This window comes from Vagococcus acidifermentans (genome assembly GCF_003987655.1).
GTDB lineage: Bacteria > Bacillota > Bacilli > Lactobacillales > Vagococcaceae > Vagococcus_B > Vagococcus_B acidifermentans.
This window is the reverse complement of record NZ_NGKC01000007.1, coordinates 138202-153079: the sequence shown is the minus strand read 5'-3', so window position 1 is coordinate 153079 and position 14878 is coordinate 138202. Positions and strand designations below refer to the sequence as shown.

The 14878-nt window shown below is 42.7% G+C and carries 10 protein-coding genes, 8 tRNA genes, 1 rRNA gene, 1 riboswitch and 1 other annotated feature; of the genes, 13 read left to right on the top strand and 6 right to left on the bottom strand.

The genetic code is table 11. From position 1 onward, the window contains the following. Positions 1–15 precede the first annotated feature (15 nt). The 9 genes from rrf (at position 16) to CBF27_RS07740 (ending at position 855) form a co-directional block, all read left to right on the top strand. Positions 16–131: ribosomal RNA gene (rrf, locus tag CBF27_RS07780) — 5S ribosomal RNA — on the top strand. A gap of 13 nt (positions 132–144) precedes the next feature. Beyond that, positions 145–217, top strand: a tRNA-Val gene (locus CBF27_RS07775). Between the two features lie 3 nt (positions 218–220). After that, positions 221–293, top strand: a tRNA-Lys gene (locus CBF27_RS07770). An 18-nt stretch (positions 294–311) separates the two neighbouring features. Further along, a tRNA-Leu gene (locus tag CBF27_RS07765) sits at positions 312–393 on the top strand. 19 nt (positions 394–412) lie between these two features. Further along, positions 413–485: transfer RNA gene (locus CBF27_RS07760), tRNA-Thr, on the top strand. Between the two features lie 7 nt (positions 486–492). Then, positions 493–564 (top strand) — tRNA-Gly (locus tag CBF27_RS07755). Positions 565–598: 34 nt separating this feature from the next. Next, positions 599–684, top strand: a tRNA-Leu gene (locus CBF27_RS07750). Between the two features lie 11 nt (positions 685–695). Further along, positions 696–769 (top strand) — tRNA-Arg (locus CBF27_RS07745). Positions 770–781: 12 nt separating this feature from the next. Beyond that, positions 782–855, top strand: a tRNA-Pro gene (locus CBF27_RS07740). Positions 856–1047: 192 nt separating this feature from the next. On the opposite strand, the gene CBF27_RS07735 is transcribed toward CBF27_RS07740, so the two are convergent. Beyond that, on the bottom strand, positions 1048–1788 hold the full coding sequence (locus CBF27_RS07735) for a hypothetical protein (protein ID WP_126813745.1): 741 nt from the start codon (positions 1786–1788) through the stop codon (positions 1048–1050). Positions 1789–1908: 120 nt separating this feature from the next. Then, positions 1909–1994: riboswitch (SMK box riboswitch) on the top strand. Here CBF27_RS07735 and metK point away from each other — a divergent pair. After that, a complete protein-coding gene (metK, locus tag CBF27_RS07730) occupies positions 1992–3188 on the top strand; it encodes a methionine adenosyltransferase (RefSeq protein ID WP_126813744.1) in 1197 nt (398 codons plus the stop codon). It overlaps the preceding riboswitch by 3 nt. 19 nt (positions 3189–3207) lie before the next feature. On the opposite strand, the gene mnmM is transcribed toward metK, so the two are convergent. The 5 genes from mnmM to CBF27_RS07705 all read right to left on the bottom strand — a co-directional run bounded on the left by mnmM (position 3208) and on the right by CBF27_RS07705 (position 7224). Then, positions 3208–3786 carry a tRNA 5-(aminomethyl)-2-thiouridylate-methyltransferase MnmM gene (mnmM, locus tag CBF27_RS07725; protein ID WP_126813743.1) on the bottom strand — a complete coding sequence of 193 codons (579 nt, stop codon included), beginning with the start codon at positions 3784–3786 and terminating at the stop codon, positions 3208–3210. A 17-nt stretch (positions 3787–3803) separates the two neighbouring features. Then, entirely contained in the window at positions 3804–4751 is a 948-nt protein-coding gene (gene mnmL, locus CBF27_RS07720) for a tRNA modification radical SAM protein MnmL/YtqA (RefSeq protein ID WP_126813742.1), read from the bottom strand. Next, the gene (locus CBF27_RS07715; protein ID WP_126813741.1) at positions 4748–5404 is read right to left on the bottom strand and encodes a phosphatase PAP2 family protein; all 657 of its coding nucleotides are present in this window, start codon (positions 5402–5404) and stop codon (positions 4748–4750) included. Before CBF27_RS07715 ends, mnmL begins: the two co-directional genes overlap by 4 nt. Positions 5405–5473: 69 nt before the next feature. Then, positions 5474–6586 carry a DUF4097 family beta strand repeat-containing protein gene (locus CBF27_RS07710; RefSeq protein ID WP_170175048.1) on the bottom strand — a complete coding sequence of 371 codons (1113 nt, stop codon included), beginning with the start codon at positions 6584–6586 and terminating at the stop codon, positions 5474–5476. Next, entirely contained in the window at positions 6586–7224 is a 639-nt protein-coding gene (locus CBF27_RS07705; protein ID WP_126813739.1) for a DUF1700 domain-containing protein, read from the bottom strand. The genes CBF27_RS07710 and CBF27_RS07705 overlap by 1 nt, the downstream gene beginning before the upstream one ends. A gap of 285 nt (positions 7225–7509) precedes the next feature. Here CBF27_RS07705 and CBF27_RS07700 point away from each other — a divergent pair, with 285 nt between their 5' ends. The 3 genes from CBF27_RS07700 (at position 7510) to CBF27_RS07690 (ending at position 14873) form a co-directional block, all read left to right on the top strand. Further along, positions 7510–10350, top strand: coding sequence for a LysM peptidoglycan-binding domain-containing protein (locus CBF27_RS07700; RefSeq protein WP_126813738.1), 2841 nt, complete (start codon positions 7510–7512; stop codon positions 10348–10350). A 100-nt stretch (positions 10351–10450) separates the two neighbouring features. Continuing rightward, positions 10451–10649, top strand: a binding site (T-box leader). A 60-nt stretch (positions 10650–10709) separates the two neighbouring features. Continuing rightward, on the top strand, positions 10710–13124 hold the full coding sequence (gene leuS, locus CBF27_RS07695; RefSeq protein WP_126813737.1) for a leucine--tRNA ligase: 2415 nt from the start codon (positions 10710–10712) through the stop codon (positions 13122–13124). Between the two features lie 108 nt (positions 13125–13232). Next, positions 13233–14873: a putative polysaccharide biosynthesis protein gene (locus tag CBF27_RS07690; RefSeq protein WP_170175047.1), complete on the top strand. Its 1641-nt coding sequence runs from the start codon at positions 13233–13235 to the stop codon at positions 14871–14873. The last annotated feature ends 5 nt before the right edge of the window (positions 14874–14878 follow it).

The following is a 14878-nucleotide window of genomic DNA, read 5'->3' as shown; positions in this document are numbered from 1 at the left end:
AAGACAGACACAAAGTGTGGTGGCGATGGCAGGAAGGATACACCTGTAACCATGCCGAACACAGCAGTTAAGCTTCTTAGCGCCGAGGGTAGTGAAGGGTTTCCCTTTGTGAGAGTAGGACGCTGCCGCGCTTTTGTGTTTATTGGAGGTTTAGCTCAGCTGGGAGAGCACCTGCCTTACAAGCAGGGGGTCAGCGGTTCGATCCCGTTAACCTCCATATGACTCGTTAGCTCAGTTGGTAGAGCATCTGACTTTTAATCAGAGGGTCACTGGTTCGAGCCCAGTACGGGTCATTTGCCTTATTTTAATATGCGGGTGTGGCGGAATTGGCAGACGCACTAGATTTAGGATCTAGCGCTTAACGGCGTGGGGGTTCAAGTCCCTTCACCCGCATCGCTAAAAAAGAATAAGCGCCGGCTTAGCTCAGTTGGTAGAGCATCTGATTTGTAATCAGAGGGTCGAGGGTTCAAGTCCTTTAGCCGGCATCACAATGCGGAAGTAGTTCAGTGGTAGAACACCACCTTGCCAAGGTGGGGGTCGCGGGTTCGAACCCCGTCTTCCGCTTATAAGAATGCCAACGCATGGACCTAAACAACCAGCCGGGGTGGCGGAACTGGCAGACGCACAGGACTTAAAATCCTGCGGTAAGTAATTACCGTACCGGTTCGATTCCGGTCCTCGGCATTTTCTAAACAGCGCCCATAGCTCAATTGGATAGAGTGTCTGACTACGGATCAGAAGGTTAGGGGTTCGACTCCTCTTGGGCGCGTAGCAGCATATACGGGAAGTAGCTCAGCTTGGTAGAGCACTTGGTTTGGGACCAAGGGGTCGCAGGTTCGAATCCTGTCTTCCCGATTTTATAGTGTTGATAAGACAATTGGCGAAGAAGTGATTTTTCACCAATTTTATTTTTATTACAAATCAGTTCTGCCTAACCATTTGTTAAGAACAAAAGAGGACACCAAAATTTTTTATTGATTTTGGTGTCCTCTTCTTTTGTTTTTGAGATGTCTTAGCTGGCCCCACTAATCATGCTGTCAAGATAATCTAGTAATACAAGAGTAGTGATATTAGGACAAAAGCACTGGCAAAAAATTCTTTACTTAGAAATCCGGAAACTTTTGTAAATAAATAAAGCATGAGAAAGTTACTGATTGTAAATAACACAAGTGTTAAAACAGACACTCGGTTAAATATTAAAATATATGTCATGATTAATGCAGCGAATGACATAATCAAGTAAGGAAATTTCTTTCTTTGATAAGCATACAAACCTTGTATCAACGAGGTTAACATTAAGAAAAGTGCTGTAGAAATGACAAATGGTTTGAATAAATCAAGATTAAAAACAAACGGACGGTCTACTACTATTACCAGGTTGAACACCATTCCCTTGAAAAAACTGTTTAAGAGTGTATAGGAGATTGATTCGACAAACTTAAATTGTTTTGCAATGCTTAATAATTGAAAAAATTCATAGGCGATAAAAATAAGCGCAAAGTAAAAAGTTGTTTTACTGGTGATGGAATAAATCAAAAGAAAACTGGCAGCAATTTTAATGATATAGAAAATTAACGGTACAAATTTTCCTTTACGATTCATCAGTTTAGCAAACGATTGAAATATTTCGCAAAGGAGTAAATAAAAAATCAGCTGCCACCAAGGTTCAAATACGTTGGAGCTGCTTATGTTAATCTGCCAAGCGGGTAAGATGCTTGCAGCGGTTTGTAGTAAAATTATTGCCGCCCATAATAAAACAGAGAACGTCATTGTTTTTTGCTTGTTCAATTCATCCAACCTCATTTATGTTTAGTACTTATATGTTATTGTAAGAATATCAATTCGTCAACAAGTTATGAATTTATTTTGCAATAAATAAGTTTTTTTTGGTTATTTCTGTTATACTAGCAATGTTGCAAGATTCCCGATAGGATTTATTGATGAAACAATAAAGATTCCTTGTAACCGAAAAAAAATTAGGGGGAATGAAATTGAAAGAAAAAAAATTATTTACATCTGAATCAGTATCTGAAGGGCATCCGGATAAGATTGCTGACCAAATCAGCGATGCCATTTTAGATGCTATCTTAATGCAGGATCCAATGGCTCGGGTGGCTTGTGAAACAGCTGTGACAACCGGGCTCGTCCTTGTCTTTGGTGAAATTACAACTACTGCGTATGTTGACATTCAAAAAATTGTCAGAAATACGATCAAGGAGATAGGCTACACACGTGCCAAATACGGGTTTGATGGCGATACATGCGGTGTCATGGTTGCGATTGATGAGCAGTCACCAGATATTGCTCAAGGAGTCGATGAATCGCTGGAACTGAAAGCAAAAGATGCGGACACCTCTTTTGCAGATGACATTGGGGCTGGCGATCAGGGACTGATGTTTGGTTTTGCAATCAATGAAACACCTGAATTGATGCCTTTGCCGATATCACTCAGCCATAAGCTGACCGAAAGACTTGCTGAAATAAGAAAATCGCGTGAAGTATCGTATTTAAGACCGGATGCTAAAGCACAGGTAACGGTGGAGTATGACGAAAATGATAAACCTTTTAGAATTGATTCCATTGTAATAAGTGCGCAGCACGATGAAACAATCAGCCTTGAACAGTTGAAACAGGATATTATGGATAAAGTGATCAGAGCTGTCGTCCCTGCCGAATTATTGGATGATGAGACTACTTATTATATCAACCCGACGGGCCGGTTTGTGATTGGCGGTCCGCAAGGCGATGCCGGTTTGACAGGGAGAAAGATAATTGTTGATACATACGGCGGGTATGCGAGACATGGCGGCGGTGCTTTTTCAGGCAAAGATGCAACAAAGGTAGATCGGTCGGCTAGTTATGCTGCCCGTTATATTGCCAAGAATATTGTTGCTGCCGGCTTAGCTGAGAAGTGCGAAGTTCAATTAGCCTACGCTATAGGAGTGGCACAACCGGTTTCTATTGCCGTTGAAACGTTTGGAACCGGAAAGGTATCTGAAGACAAACTTGTTGGAGCCATTCGTGAACATTTCGATTTGCGTCCGTCGGGAATTATCGAGATGCTGGATTTGAGACGTCCGGTTTTCAGAAAAACGGCAACGTATGGCCATTTCGGCAGAGAAGATGACGAGTTTACTTGGGAAAAAACAGATAAAGCAGATGTACTTAGAAAAAGTTTGATCGACTAATTGAAGAGCCATCTCACGTTTATACAACGGGAGATGGCTTTTTTTCAATGGCGATAACAGACGGCGGATGATTCCGTTGATTTAAAAACGCATAGTAAAGTACTGAAAAGTCTTCTTGGGGTAGCTGACGAACAAAAGAAAGCAGTGCGTCTTTTTCGACCTTGCCTTCAGCATGACCATCATAGACAACTAACACGATGCGGCCGCCTGATTTTAAAAGAGGCAATATTTTTTTAATAGCTGTAATGGTTGTTTGCGGTTTTGTCGTGACTGATTTATCACCTCTTGGCAAATAACCTAAATTAAACACAGCTGCTGAAATTACTGTTTTAGGTTGAATCACTTGGTCAACGTGTTCATGACTGAGCAGCGACAGACTGGTTTGTTGTATCATGTTGTTTTGTTGTAATCTTTTTTCAGTTTTATCGACAGCCGTTTGTTGGATGTCGAATCCGTATACTTTTCCTGTCTCTCCGACTAATTCAGCAAGAAACAATGTGTCATTGCCATTGCCGATGGTTGCGTCAATCACATAATCACCGGTGTTTATGCAGTCGGAAAGTAATTGATGACTATATTGTAAAGCAGTTCGCAGCATGTTTTCTCCTTTCACTATCAGGCATTTCGCGCGTTGAAAATTCCTTGATAAGTATTTCTTTTTGCGAGTTCTTTGTCTATTTGATTCAGCACTTCCCATTTATTCAGGCTCCACATAGGACCAATGATTGTTTCGCGTGGTGCATCTCCTGTCAGCCGGTGAATGATTATTTCGGGTGGCAGGATTTCCAGCTGATTGCATACAATAGAAACATAATCGTCTTGGCTGAGCAGTTTTAGTTTGCCATTCATGTAATCTTTCACCATTTGCGTGTGCTCCATCAGATGCAGCAGATGCAGTTTGATGCCCTGGATATCAGAATCCAAAACAACTCGCCGAACATTTTCGAGCATCATGTCAGCCGTTTCTCCAGGCAAACCATTGATTAAATGTGTGCAGACATTAATATTATGGCGGCGTAATTTGTCGACCCCTTCTAAATAGGTGTAGTAATCGTGCGCACGGTTGATTAAATCACTTGTTTCTTCGAATGTTGTCTGCAGGCCCAGTTCCACCCAAAGGTAAAAACGCTGATTGAGTTCGGCGAGATAATCCACCACCTCGTCGGGCAGACAGTCCGGTCGGGTTCCGACTGACAGACCAACAACACCTGGTTCATTCAATACTTGTTCAAATCGGTGTCGAATGACGTCAACCGGGGCATGGGTGTTGGTAAAATTTTGAAAATAGACTAGATATTTTTTTGCATTAGGCCATTTTTGATGCATTTTTTGGACTTGTTTTTGAAATTGGACTGGCAGAGGAGCTGATGGGGCGATGATAGTATCTCCCGATCCGGAAACACTGCAAAATGTACAGCCTCCGACAGCAACAGTGCCATCCCGATTCGGACAGTCAAATCCGCCGTCAATTGGTATTTTGGATAACTTGGCACCGAAATTTTTTTGTAATGCCTCATTCCATGTATAGTAACGCTTGCTGTGTTTTTCTTTTAATAATGTCATTTTTGATGTCCTTTAAATCGGTTTATGAATGCTTGTTTTTTATAAATTGGATACGTAGCCAGCAGCCAACTTGATCCCAGGAGAAGACCTCCGAGAATATCTGTGGGGAAATGTACGCCCAAGTAAATGCGACTGAGGCTGATTAAACCGATCAGCATACCTAAAATTAATTGCAGAACACGTCGCAGCGAGTTATTGCTGATAAATTTCGGCAACAAAAATATCAGTGTGCCGTAAAATAAAACACTGCCCATTGCGTGTCCGCTTGGAAAACTGCTGTTGGGTGCATGAACCAGATGGCTGAGCTCTGGTCTGGGTCTGTTGAAAAAGAGTTTAATCAGGTAATTGCCGGCACCGGCGATTAAGGCAGAATTAATCAGAACCCATACCGCTTCAATGACTGCCCGATTTTTGTAGCAAATAGCGACAGTCAATGCGGTTAAGATACCAATAGTCACAGTATTGCCAAATTTGGTGATGTATAGAAAAAACTGCGTCACTGGTACTGACATATTGCTGCGAATCAATTGGCTGACCGGTTGGTCCAGAGCAGACAGTATAGCCGGGTTTGCTTTAACAAAATAGGCGATGAAAGCAAAAAAGAGCAGACAGATGCTTGCGGCATACTGCCAATATAATTTGTTTTTAACCATTTGTATCCTCCTGAAAAAGTAAGAAGAACTCTCTAAACAAGAGTTCTTCCAAATTATAACATGAAATGGTTAATCTTCGTAGTCTTCAAAACGATATGTGTAAAGGGTGATGTCGCCGGTATTTGATGTGGCCGATATGCTGGGGCCGCTAGCGCTCTTCTTGTAAGGATTTCGCTGAGGCTCATCGTCTAAATAGATGTCTCCAAGCTTTGTTTCACCGCTGAATTGTGATTTTTTCCAACCGTCTTCACTAAGGCTGATATAAATGTCCCCATTTTTTGTTGTCAGTGAGGCATCAGCGGTTAATTGAGCAGACTCAATAGAGATGCCCCCATGATCATTTTTAGCAGTCAGCTTTCCTTTAATATTCCTGATGTCGATTTCACCGCTGCCGTTTTCAATAAGTGTGTTTGCTTGAACAGTATCAAGCGACATATCTCCCGAGCTTGTTTTGATAGTAATCTGCTCTGCCGCTTTTTTATCATCTGTTGCCGCTTGTGTTTTTAATTCATAAAGCGACAGATAACCCGAGCTTGATACGAATTGTGCGGTATTAAACACAAATCCTTCAACATTAATACTGCCTGAACGGGTTTCGAGCAGCGCATCTTTTTCAAGAAACACATCATCGATGCGGATGTCTCCAGAGTGACTGGCAAACTTGAGTTCATCTGCTGTGATATCAAATAAACTGGCAGAACCGTTTTCTGAATCTATATCGATGGATTTAGCTGTTATAGTGTTCAGAGAAACAGAGACGTTTGCTCCTTTGACCGCGATTTTTTGATAGGATTTCGGGACACGCAACTGAATTGTTTCGTCAGTGAATTGATTGAAATTATGAAAGAATTTTTTTGTTTGAGAAGCGGGTTCACTGTATGTGATTTTAACGTTTGTTTCATTATTTTTCGTTTTAACTTCCCTCTTGAAGTCGTTTTGTTCAACGAGTGCTCCTTCTTGCGTCAAATGAATGTCATCATCATCGGACACCCTGATATCCACATGAGCTGCGCCGTCAACAGTCAGATTCAGCGTATCTGCTTTTTCGGACGGATAGGTTTCATAAATAGTTCTGGCTGCTCGTTCCTTCTCTAATTGAAAATAGTAATATCCGCTGCCGACAGCTCCAGTTAAGATAAGGAGAACTGCAGTCCCTAAAATGACAAGTGTTCGTCGTTTCATTAGATTCTGTCTCCTCTCAATACGCGTAAGTTCCATTTAAAGTATGATTTAATCAACTGATATGACGCTTTTGTGACAGGATTCATGATGAGAATCCCGATTAATCCAAATCCGCAAAATAGAATGCTTAGAGATAACTGGAACAAGCCAAAGCTGCCTAAAGCTGTTATTACCGAAAAAATGCCAAGCGCAGGACTAAATAGCAACAACCCTGTCGTCAGCCATCCGCAGAATAACAACATAATCCAACAGAAAATAACCCAGAGCATCAAGAAAATATTCAAAAAAATAATCCCAATCACTTGAATGAGTCTGACAAACGCAGAATCAGGCGGTCGCGTATCGATGTCAGTTCCGTGGTAATGACGTGCATCTGAAAATATGTCATCATCATAAATTTCCGTCCAGCCGTTATGGGCTTCGTTAGCTGGTTGATAATCTAAATTTAATTCTTTTAAAATATCTTTGGCAATTTCTTTTGGTGAAGGCAAATCTTTTGTGATTTCGACTTCCTTCATGCCGAGTTCCTGTTTTTCCGCAAAAATAGCTTCATATTTATCTAAAACAGCTTGAAGCTCTTCTTCAGGCAGTTGCCGCAAATGAATTTTAAGTTCGATAAAAAAATGTTCTTTGTTCATTTGTTGTCACCAAACTTCCCTACAGTAATAAGTATTATCTTTAAGGTTAATATACCTGCAAAAAAAACAATACACAAGGACTTGTGATGAAAATCGGGCTAAAGTATGAGGGATTTTAAGTCGTTGGAATTGGGATCAGTTTAAGGTCATATTACTATGTTTCTTTTAGATTACAAATAATTGTTGGGGTAGATAATGCCTTGATATTATTGTGTTGACATGGTTAAATTGAATAAACTGACAAAATAAACTAGTTATTGAAATAGACAAGGAGAATACTGCGAAATGAATGAAAAAACACCGAAAATCAAACCGTCATCAACCAGTTCTTCTTTCGTAAAACGAATTTCTTTATATAGTGTTTCTCTTCTGATGTCTTCTGTTGTATTGCCGATTTTTTCTGTCAAAGTGAATGCAGATGAATTGCCGGCAGGAGAAGAATTGAGTACAGCCAGCGAACCGACAACGCATTCGCAATCAGAGGTGGAATTACAGAATTCATCTGAAACTCAGCAGACGAAAGCAGACGCTCACGCCTTACAGATTGATACACTAAAATTGCCAGAATCTGTGCCATCCGGTACGGATCAGTTTGACGTGGAAGTGCAGCTGTCATTGACAGCCACTGCAAAGGCCGTTTTTCCGTTGACTGCATCTGACAATCTGCGCTTTTTAAATACGGAAGCAGCTGTCGACTTGGAAACTGACACTCATGATGTGATTGGTCATGTCAGCGTGAGTGAAGACGGCAAGCAATTAGAAATCCATGTAACAAATGACTACCAAGGAACAGCCAGCTTCAAGCTTGCTGCAGCATTAAATGATGTGACTCAAGCAGTTCAAACTGTTTCTCTGACGTCGAACGAACAAACTATTTCGCAAACAATAACTGTATCAGGAACAGAGACCACTGATACGGATACTGTGTCAACGGAAAGCGAAACGACGGAAACATCTAGCGACAAAGAAACTGAAACCACGGTCGAAGAGCTTGAAGCAACAGAAACCTCAACATCTAGCGAGGCTGTTTTGGAAACATCTGAATCCACGGAAACCGCCCAGACCGGCACATCCGAGGAATCTTCCCAAGAAACGACAGAGTCTGTTGATACGACAACATCAGAGACCACTGAACCGGCTAGTTCAAGTTCAGAAAAAGCGAAAGAAACTTCTGAAACAAAGACTTCTGAATCAGCTGAGACGAAAAGTAAAGCTGCGGCTCCGACACTGCGGACGTTTTCTGCTCCAGTACTGAGAAGTGCCCCACTGACGATTCAGTCACCGGCTCACTTTGTTTCAGTGGCAGCGTCCCATGCTCAGCAGGTAGCTGCTAGAAATGGGCTGTATGCTTCAGTCATGATTGCACAAGCTTGTCTTGAAAGCGGCTATGGCACTAGCACATTATCAAGTGCGCCAAATTATAACTTGTTTGGTATCAAAGGTTCTTATAATGGGCAGTCGGTGAGAATGAAAACGTGGGAAGTGATTAATGGGAAGAATGTGTATATTAACGCAGATTTCAGAAAATATCCTTCTTACAGCGAGTCGTTTCAGGACAATGCCAATTTATTGAAAACAACTTCTTTTTCTCCGGGCAATTATTTTTACTCCGGGGCATGGAAGGCTAATACTAACTCATACAGGGATGCAACAGCGTGGCTGACCGGACGCTATGCGACTGACCCTAACTACGGCACTAAATTAAATAATATTATTCAGCAGTTTAATTTGACGCAATATGACACACCTTCGACAGGTGTTGTGACACCGCCGACTGATAATTCGGGTTCGCTTATCGGTACTGGTACAGGCTCTACGACGAATGTTGATAAAAACACCAGTTCATATACTGTCAAAAGAGGTGATACGTTATCTGGTATTGCCTCCAGATACGGCGTGACGGTGGCTAACTTGAAGAGCTGGAACGGTTTGAAGAGCGACTTGATATTTGTTGGTCAAACACTGACAATCAAGGGCGGCAACAATAACACTGGTTCGACCGGCAGTACCAGCTCCGGCAATAGCGGCAGCACAGCCAGCGGTTCTTACAAGGTGAAAAGCGGCGACACGCTTTACGGCATCGCCTCTAGATATGGCGTGACGGTGGCTAACTTGAAGAGCTGGAACGGCTTGAAGAGCGACTTGATATTTGTTGGTCAAACACTGGCAATCAAGGGCGGCAACAATAACACTGGTTCGACCGGCAGTACCAGCTCCGGCAATAGCGGCAGTACAGCCAGTGGCTCTTACAAGGTGAAAAGCGGCGACACGTTGTCCGGTATTGCCTCCCGATATGGCGTGACGGTGGCTAATTTGAAGAGCTGGAACGGCTTGAAGAGCGACTTGATATTTGTTGGTCAAACACTGACAATCAAAGGTGGCAGCAGCAGTTCATCAACCAGCAACACAAGTTCTGCTAATACAGGCAACACAAGTGGCAATTATAAAGTGAAAAGCGGCGACACGCTTTACGGCATCGCCTCCAAATATGGCGTGACGGTGGCCAACTTGAAGAGCTGGAACGGTTTGAAGAGTGACTTGATTTATGTCGGTCAAAGCCTATCAATTAAGGGCAGAAGCGTCGTAACTGTCAGCAATACCAGCTCCGGCAATAGCGGCAGTACAGCCAGTGGCTCTTACAAAGTGAAAAGTGGCGACACGTTGTCCGGCATCGCCTCCCGATATGGCGTGACGGTGGCTAATTTGAAGAGCTGGAACGGTTTGAAGAGTGACTTGATTTACGTTGGTCAAAGCTTGTCAATCAAGGGCAAAAGCGTCGTAACCGTCAGTAATACCAGCTCTGGAAGCAACACAAGTGCAGCTTCTTATGCAGTGAAGAGCGGTGACACACTTTACGGTATCGCAGCCAAATATGGTGTGACGGTGGCCAACTTGAAGAGCTGGAACGGCTTGAAGAGTGACTTGATTTATGTTGGTCAGAAGCTCTCAGTGAAACGAAGCGGGAATAACAGCAACACTGTTGTTGCATCCAGAAGTCACAAAGTGAGTTCCGGCGACACGCTTTGGGGTCTGGCTAAAAAATACGGCACAACCACTCAAAAAATCAAAACATTAAATGGTTTGTCTTCTGATACTATTTATATGGGCCAAAGTTTGAAAGTTTAAAGATACAAAGAGGCTGTTAACTTAATGACAGCCTCTTTTTTCAGTTTTAGATTATACAGTTCATTTGAAAACCTTGCGTATTTTTGGTATGATATTGTGAAATGGGACGATGAAAAGAAGTAGTAGAAAGAGGAGTGTTTTCAGAGAGCGCGCGGCTGGTGTGAGCGTGTAACAGAATCTTTTGAACTCGTCTTTGAGTTTCTGCATAGTTGCCGGAGTTCATCCGTTATCATGATGAGATACTTTCTGTGGGAAGTATGAAAATAGGTGGTACCACGTTTATATTGAACGTCCTATAAAAATAGATTTTTCTGTTTTTATGGGACGTTTTTACTTTATAAAATAGAGGAGAGAAGGACATGAGTTTTAACCATAAAACAATTGAAAAAAAATGGCAGGCATACTGGCAGGAAAACGACACATTTAAAACAGGTGAAGAACCGGACAAGCCGAAATTCTACGCCTTGGATATGTTTCCTTACCCGTCAGGACAAGGGCTGCATGTCGGCCATCCAGAAGGATATACAGCAACTGATATTGTGTCGCGGATGAAACGCAGTCAAGGCTACAATGTGCTGCATCCGATGGGCTGGGACGCATTCGGCCTGCCGGCTGAGCAGTATGCGCTGGATACTGGAAATGACCCGGCTGAATTTACCGAAAAAAACATTGCCACATTTAAACGCCAAATCAATTCATTGGGATTCAGTTATGATTGGCAGAGAGAAATCAATACGACTGACCCGGCTTATTACAAATGGACACAATGGATCTTCACTAAGCTATACGAAAAAGGACTGGCGTATGAAGCGGAGGTCGCAGTGAACTGGTGTGAAGCATTGGGGACTGTTCTGGCAAATGAAGAAGTGATTGACGGGAAATCGGAACGCGGCGGTTTTCCTGTTGTCCGCCTGCCGATGAAGCAGTGGATGCTGAAAATCACAGCATACGCTGACAGGTTGCTGGATGACCTGGACGATGTGGACTGGCCGGATAGCATTAAAGAAATGCAAAGAAATTGGATTGGCCGCTCGGTTGGTGCAAATGTAACGTTCAGCATAAAAAACCACTCACAGACGTTTACTGTGTTTACCACAAGACCGGATACATTGTTCGGGGCAACGTATGCCGTGTTGGCACCAGAGCTGTCTTTAGTTAAAGAAATCACAACACCGGAACAGCTGGATGAAGTGCTGTCCTATATTGATACAGCGTCTAAAAAATCTGATTTGAGCCGGACGGATTTGTCGAAGGAAAAGACGGGTGTCTTTACAGGTGCTTACGCGATTAACCCGGTCAATGGCAAAGAAATACCGATTTGGATAGCCGATTACGTGCTGGCATCATATGGTACCGGGGCTATTATGGCAGTTCCTGCCCATGATGAACGGGACTATGAATTTGCGAAAACGTTCGGTCTGGATATTATTCCTGTTTTGGAAGGCGGCGATGTGACGCAAGCAGCCTTTACGGGAGATGGCCAGCATATCAACTCTGATTTCCTGAATGGTATGAATAAGGAAGATGCGATTGAAGCAATGAATAACTGGTTGGAAGAACATCACGTCGGCAAGAAAGAAGTCAGTTACCGATTGCGTGATTGGTTGTTCTCCCGTCAGCGCTACTGGGGCGAACCGATCCCTGTCATTCATTGGGAAGACGGAACAACGACAACTGTACCGGAAGAGGATCTGCCACTGAGACTGCCAAAAACATCCGATATCCATCCGAGCGGGACCGGTGAATCCCCTCTGGCCAATATATCAGAGTGGGTGAATGTAGTAGATGAAAAGACTGGCAAGAAAGGCCGGCGCGAAACAAACACCATGCCGCAATGGGCAGGGAGCTCTTGGTATTACCTGCGTTTTATTGACCCGGAAAATGATAACAAGCTTGCCGATTATGACAAGCTGAAACAGTGGCTGCCGGTTGATATTTATATCGGCGGCGCAGAACATGCGGTTCTTCATTTGCTGTATGTACGTTTCTGGCACAAGTTTTTATACGACATTGGAGTCGTCCCGACAAAAGAGCCGTTCCAAAAGCTGTTTAATCAGGGGATGATTTTGGGTGAAAACAATGAAAAAATGTCCAAGTCCAAAGGAAATGTTGTGAATCCTGATCATGTCGTTGAGAAGTATGGCGCTGATACACTGAGACTGTATGAAATGTTTATGGGGCCGTTGGAAGCATCTATTGCATGGAGTGACAACGGATTGGAAGGCAGCCGCAAATTCCTAGACCGGGTGTGGCGTCTGTTTATTGATGAAGAAGGCAGGCTGAGAGACCGAATCACTATGCATAATGATGGCAAATTGACCAAAGTGTACCATCAAACGGTGAAAAAAGTTACAGAAGATTACGAAAACCTGCAGTTCAACACTGCTATTTCGCAAATGATGGTATTTGTCAATGAAGCCTATAAACAGGATGCATTGCCGTATGAATATATGAAAGGATTTGTCCAGTTGCTGGCGCCAGTCACCCCACATCTGGGTGAGGAACTTTGGGAAAAACTCGGCGGCAAAGAGGGGATTTCTTATGTCAGCTGGCCGACTTATGAAGAAGACTTGCTGGTGGATAATACGGTTGAAGTCGTCTTTCAAATTAACGGCAAAGTGCGCGCCAAGCAGGATGTCCCGCGTGATGCGGATAAAGCAGAACTGGAAAAGATTGCCTTGTCTCACGAGCTGATAAAAGAGCAATTGGCTGGTAAAACGGTTAGAAAAGTAATCGTGGTACCGAACAAACTAGTGAATATTGTTGCCGGTTAATGGTTCTATTTTTCTGCGGACTGTTTTTTCTAAAAGAGTTTGCATATCTACAATTTTACCTTTACAATTAGGTAAGGATTATCGATGAAGAAAGTTGGATGCGAAACTATGTCTAATCAGGAAATTTCATTTAAAGATAAAGATATTGAAACGAAGGAAAAAATGGTCCGCGGTTCTATTTGGATGACTTCCGGCAGTGTTATTTCACGTCTGATTGGGGTAATTTATATATTACCTTGGTATGCGTGGATGGGCGAAAATGGCAGGGTTGCTAACGCTTTGTTTAACAAAGGCTACAATGTTTACGCGCTGTTTTTGATGATTGCTACGGCAGGTATTCCCAGTGCTGTTGCCAAACAAATTTCTCATTATAATTCGTTGAATGAGTATGGTATCAGCAAGAGGCTGTTCAAGCGGTCGATGATGTTGATGGCTATTTGCGGCGTGTTATTTGCAAGCATCATGTTTTTTGCAGCACCTGTTTTGGCTGACGGCAATGCGGATTTGATTCCCGTGATGCGGTCATTGAGCTGGGCGGTCTTGATTTTTCCGTGCATGAGTGTGATTCGCGGGTTCTTCCAAGGGTACCATGACATGATGCCTTCTGCTGTTTCGCAAATCATCGAACAAATTGCACGCGTTTTTTACATGCTTTTGGCGACATTTATCATCATGAAAGTAAGCAGCGGCGATTATGTCAAAGCTGTGACCCAGTCAACCTTTGCCGCATTTATTGGTGCGGTGGTGGCGGTCGCTGCTTTATGCTGGTATTATTACAAACAAAAACCGATGATGGATGAGCTGGTTGAAAACAGCAGCAATGACATTGAAATATCAGAAAATAGTCTGTTGAAGGATATTATTATCGAAGCCATCCCGTTCATTATTGTCGGGTCCGGTATTAATATTTTTAAATTGGTCGACCAATTTACCTTTGAGCGGTTTATGAGCGGGTTTACACATTATTCCGACAAACAGCTGGAAGCTTTGTTCAGTGTGTTCAGTGCGAATCCGGATAAGCTGGTCATGATTATCATCTCTCTGGCAACAGCGTTGGCGGCAACAGGCTTGCCTCTGATTACAGCCGCCTTTACGGAGAAAAACAAAAAAGGCCTGGCCAAACTTGTCAGTGAAAACATCCAATTATTCTTTTTTATTATGATTCCGGCGACGTTTGGCCTTATTGTGCTGGCTGAACCGATGAATACGTTGTTTTATGGTCATGATGTTTTAGGATACAAAGTATTGATAGAAGCCAGTTATGTCGGGTTGTTAATGGGCTTTTTCATGTTGATTTCAACAACTCTTCAAGGCTTGTATAAACATAGTGAAGCTATCCTTTATTTAGGTGTCGGTGTTGCTGTCAAAATCATTTTGCAATACCCGGCTGTTCGCTTATTTGAAGTTTACGGGCCGTTGTTATCGTCGGCTGCCGGTTTTTTGATTACTTGCTATTTAATGTTGAAGTCAGTTCATACATTGACTCGATTTAACTTATCACTGACAGCCAGAAGGACGCTTTTGATTTTCATTTTTAGTCTCGTGATGGTTATCGGTACTTGGCTGATGCGGTCGTTTTTATATTTATTTTTATCGCCTGCAAGCAAAATTCAGTCGTTCATCATTATTTTGCTCGTTGTGGCAGTGGGAGTTGCCATCTACGGCTTCTTATCCCTCAAAGTCCGACTGGCAGACAAGCTTCTAGGGAATAAAGTCAGTCACATTCGTCGAAAGTTGAAAATCAGTTAAGAACA

What these genes read in the sequence shown, in the direction of transcription:
- CBF27_RS07715 (WP_126813741.1), bottom strand. Translation starts at nt 5,404, where the DNA reads ATGGTTAAAAACAAATTATATTGGCAGTATGCCGCAAGCATCTGTCTG.
- leuS (WP_126813737.1), top strand. Translation starts at nt 10,710, where the DNA reads ATGAGTTTTAACCATAAAACAATTGAAAAAAAATGGCAGGCATACTGG.
- mnmM (WP_126813743.1), bottom strand. Translation starts at nt 3,786, where the DNA reads ATGCTGCGAACTGCTTTACAATATAGTCATCAATTACTTTCCGACTGC.
- CBF27_RS07700 (WP_126813738.1), top strand. Translation starts at nt 7,510, where the DNA reads ATGAATGAAAAAACACCGAAAATCAAACCGTCATCAACCAGTTCTTCT.
- mnmL (WP_126813742.1), bottom strand. Translation starts at nt 4,751, where the DNA reads ATGACATTATTAAAAGAAAAACACAGCAAGCGTTACTATACATGGAAT.
- CBF27_RS07710 (WP_170175048.1), bottom strand. Translation starts at nt 6,586, where the DNA reads ATGAAACGACGAACACTTGTCATTTTAGGGACTGCAGTTCTCCTTATC.
- CBF27_RS07690 (WP_170175047.1), top strand. Translation starts at nt 13,233, where the DNA reads ATGTCTAATCAGGAAATTTCATTTAAAGATAAAGATATTGAAACGAAG.
- CBF27_RS07705 (WP_126813739.1), bottom strand. Translation starts at nt 7,224, where the DNA reads ATGAACAAAGAACATTTTTTTATCGAACTTAAAATTCATTTGCGGCAA.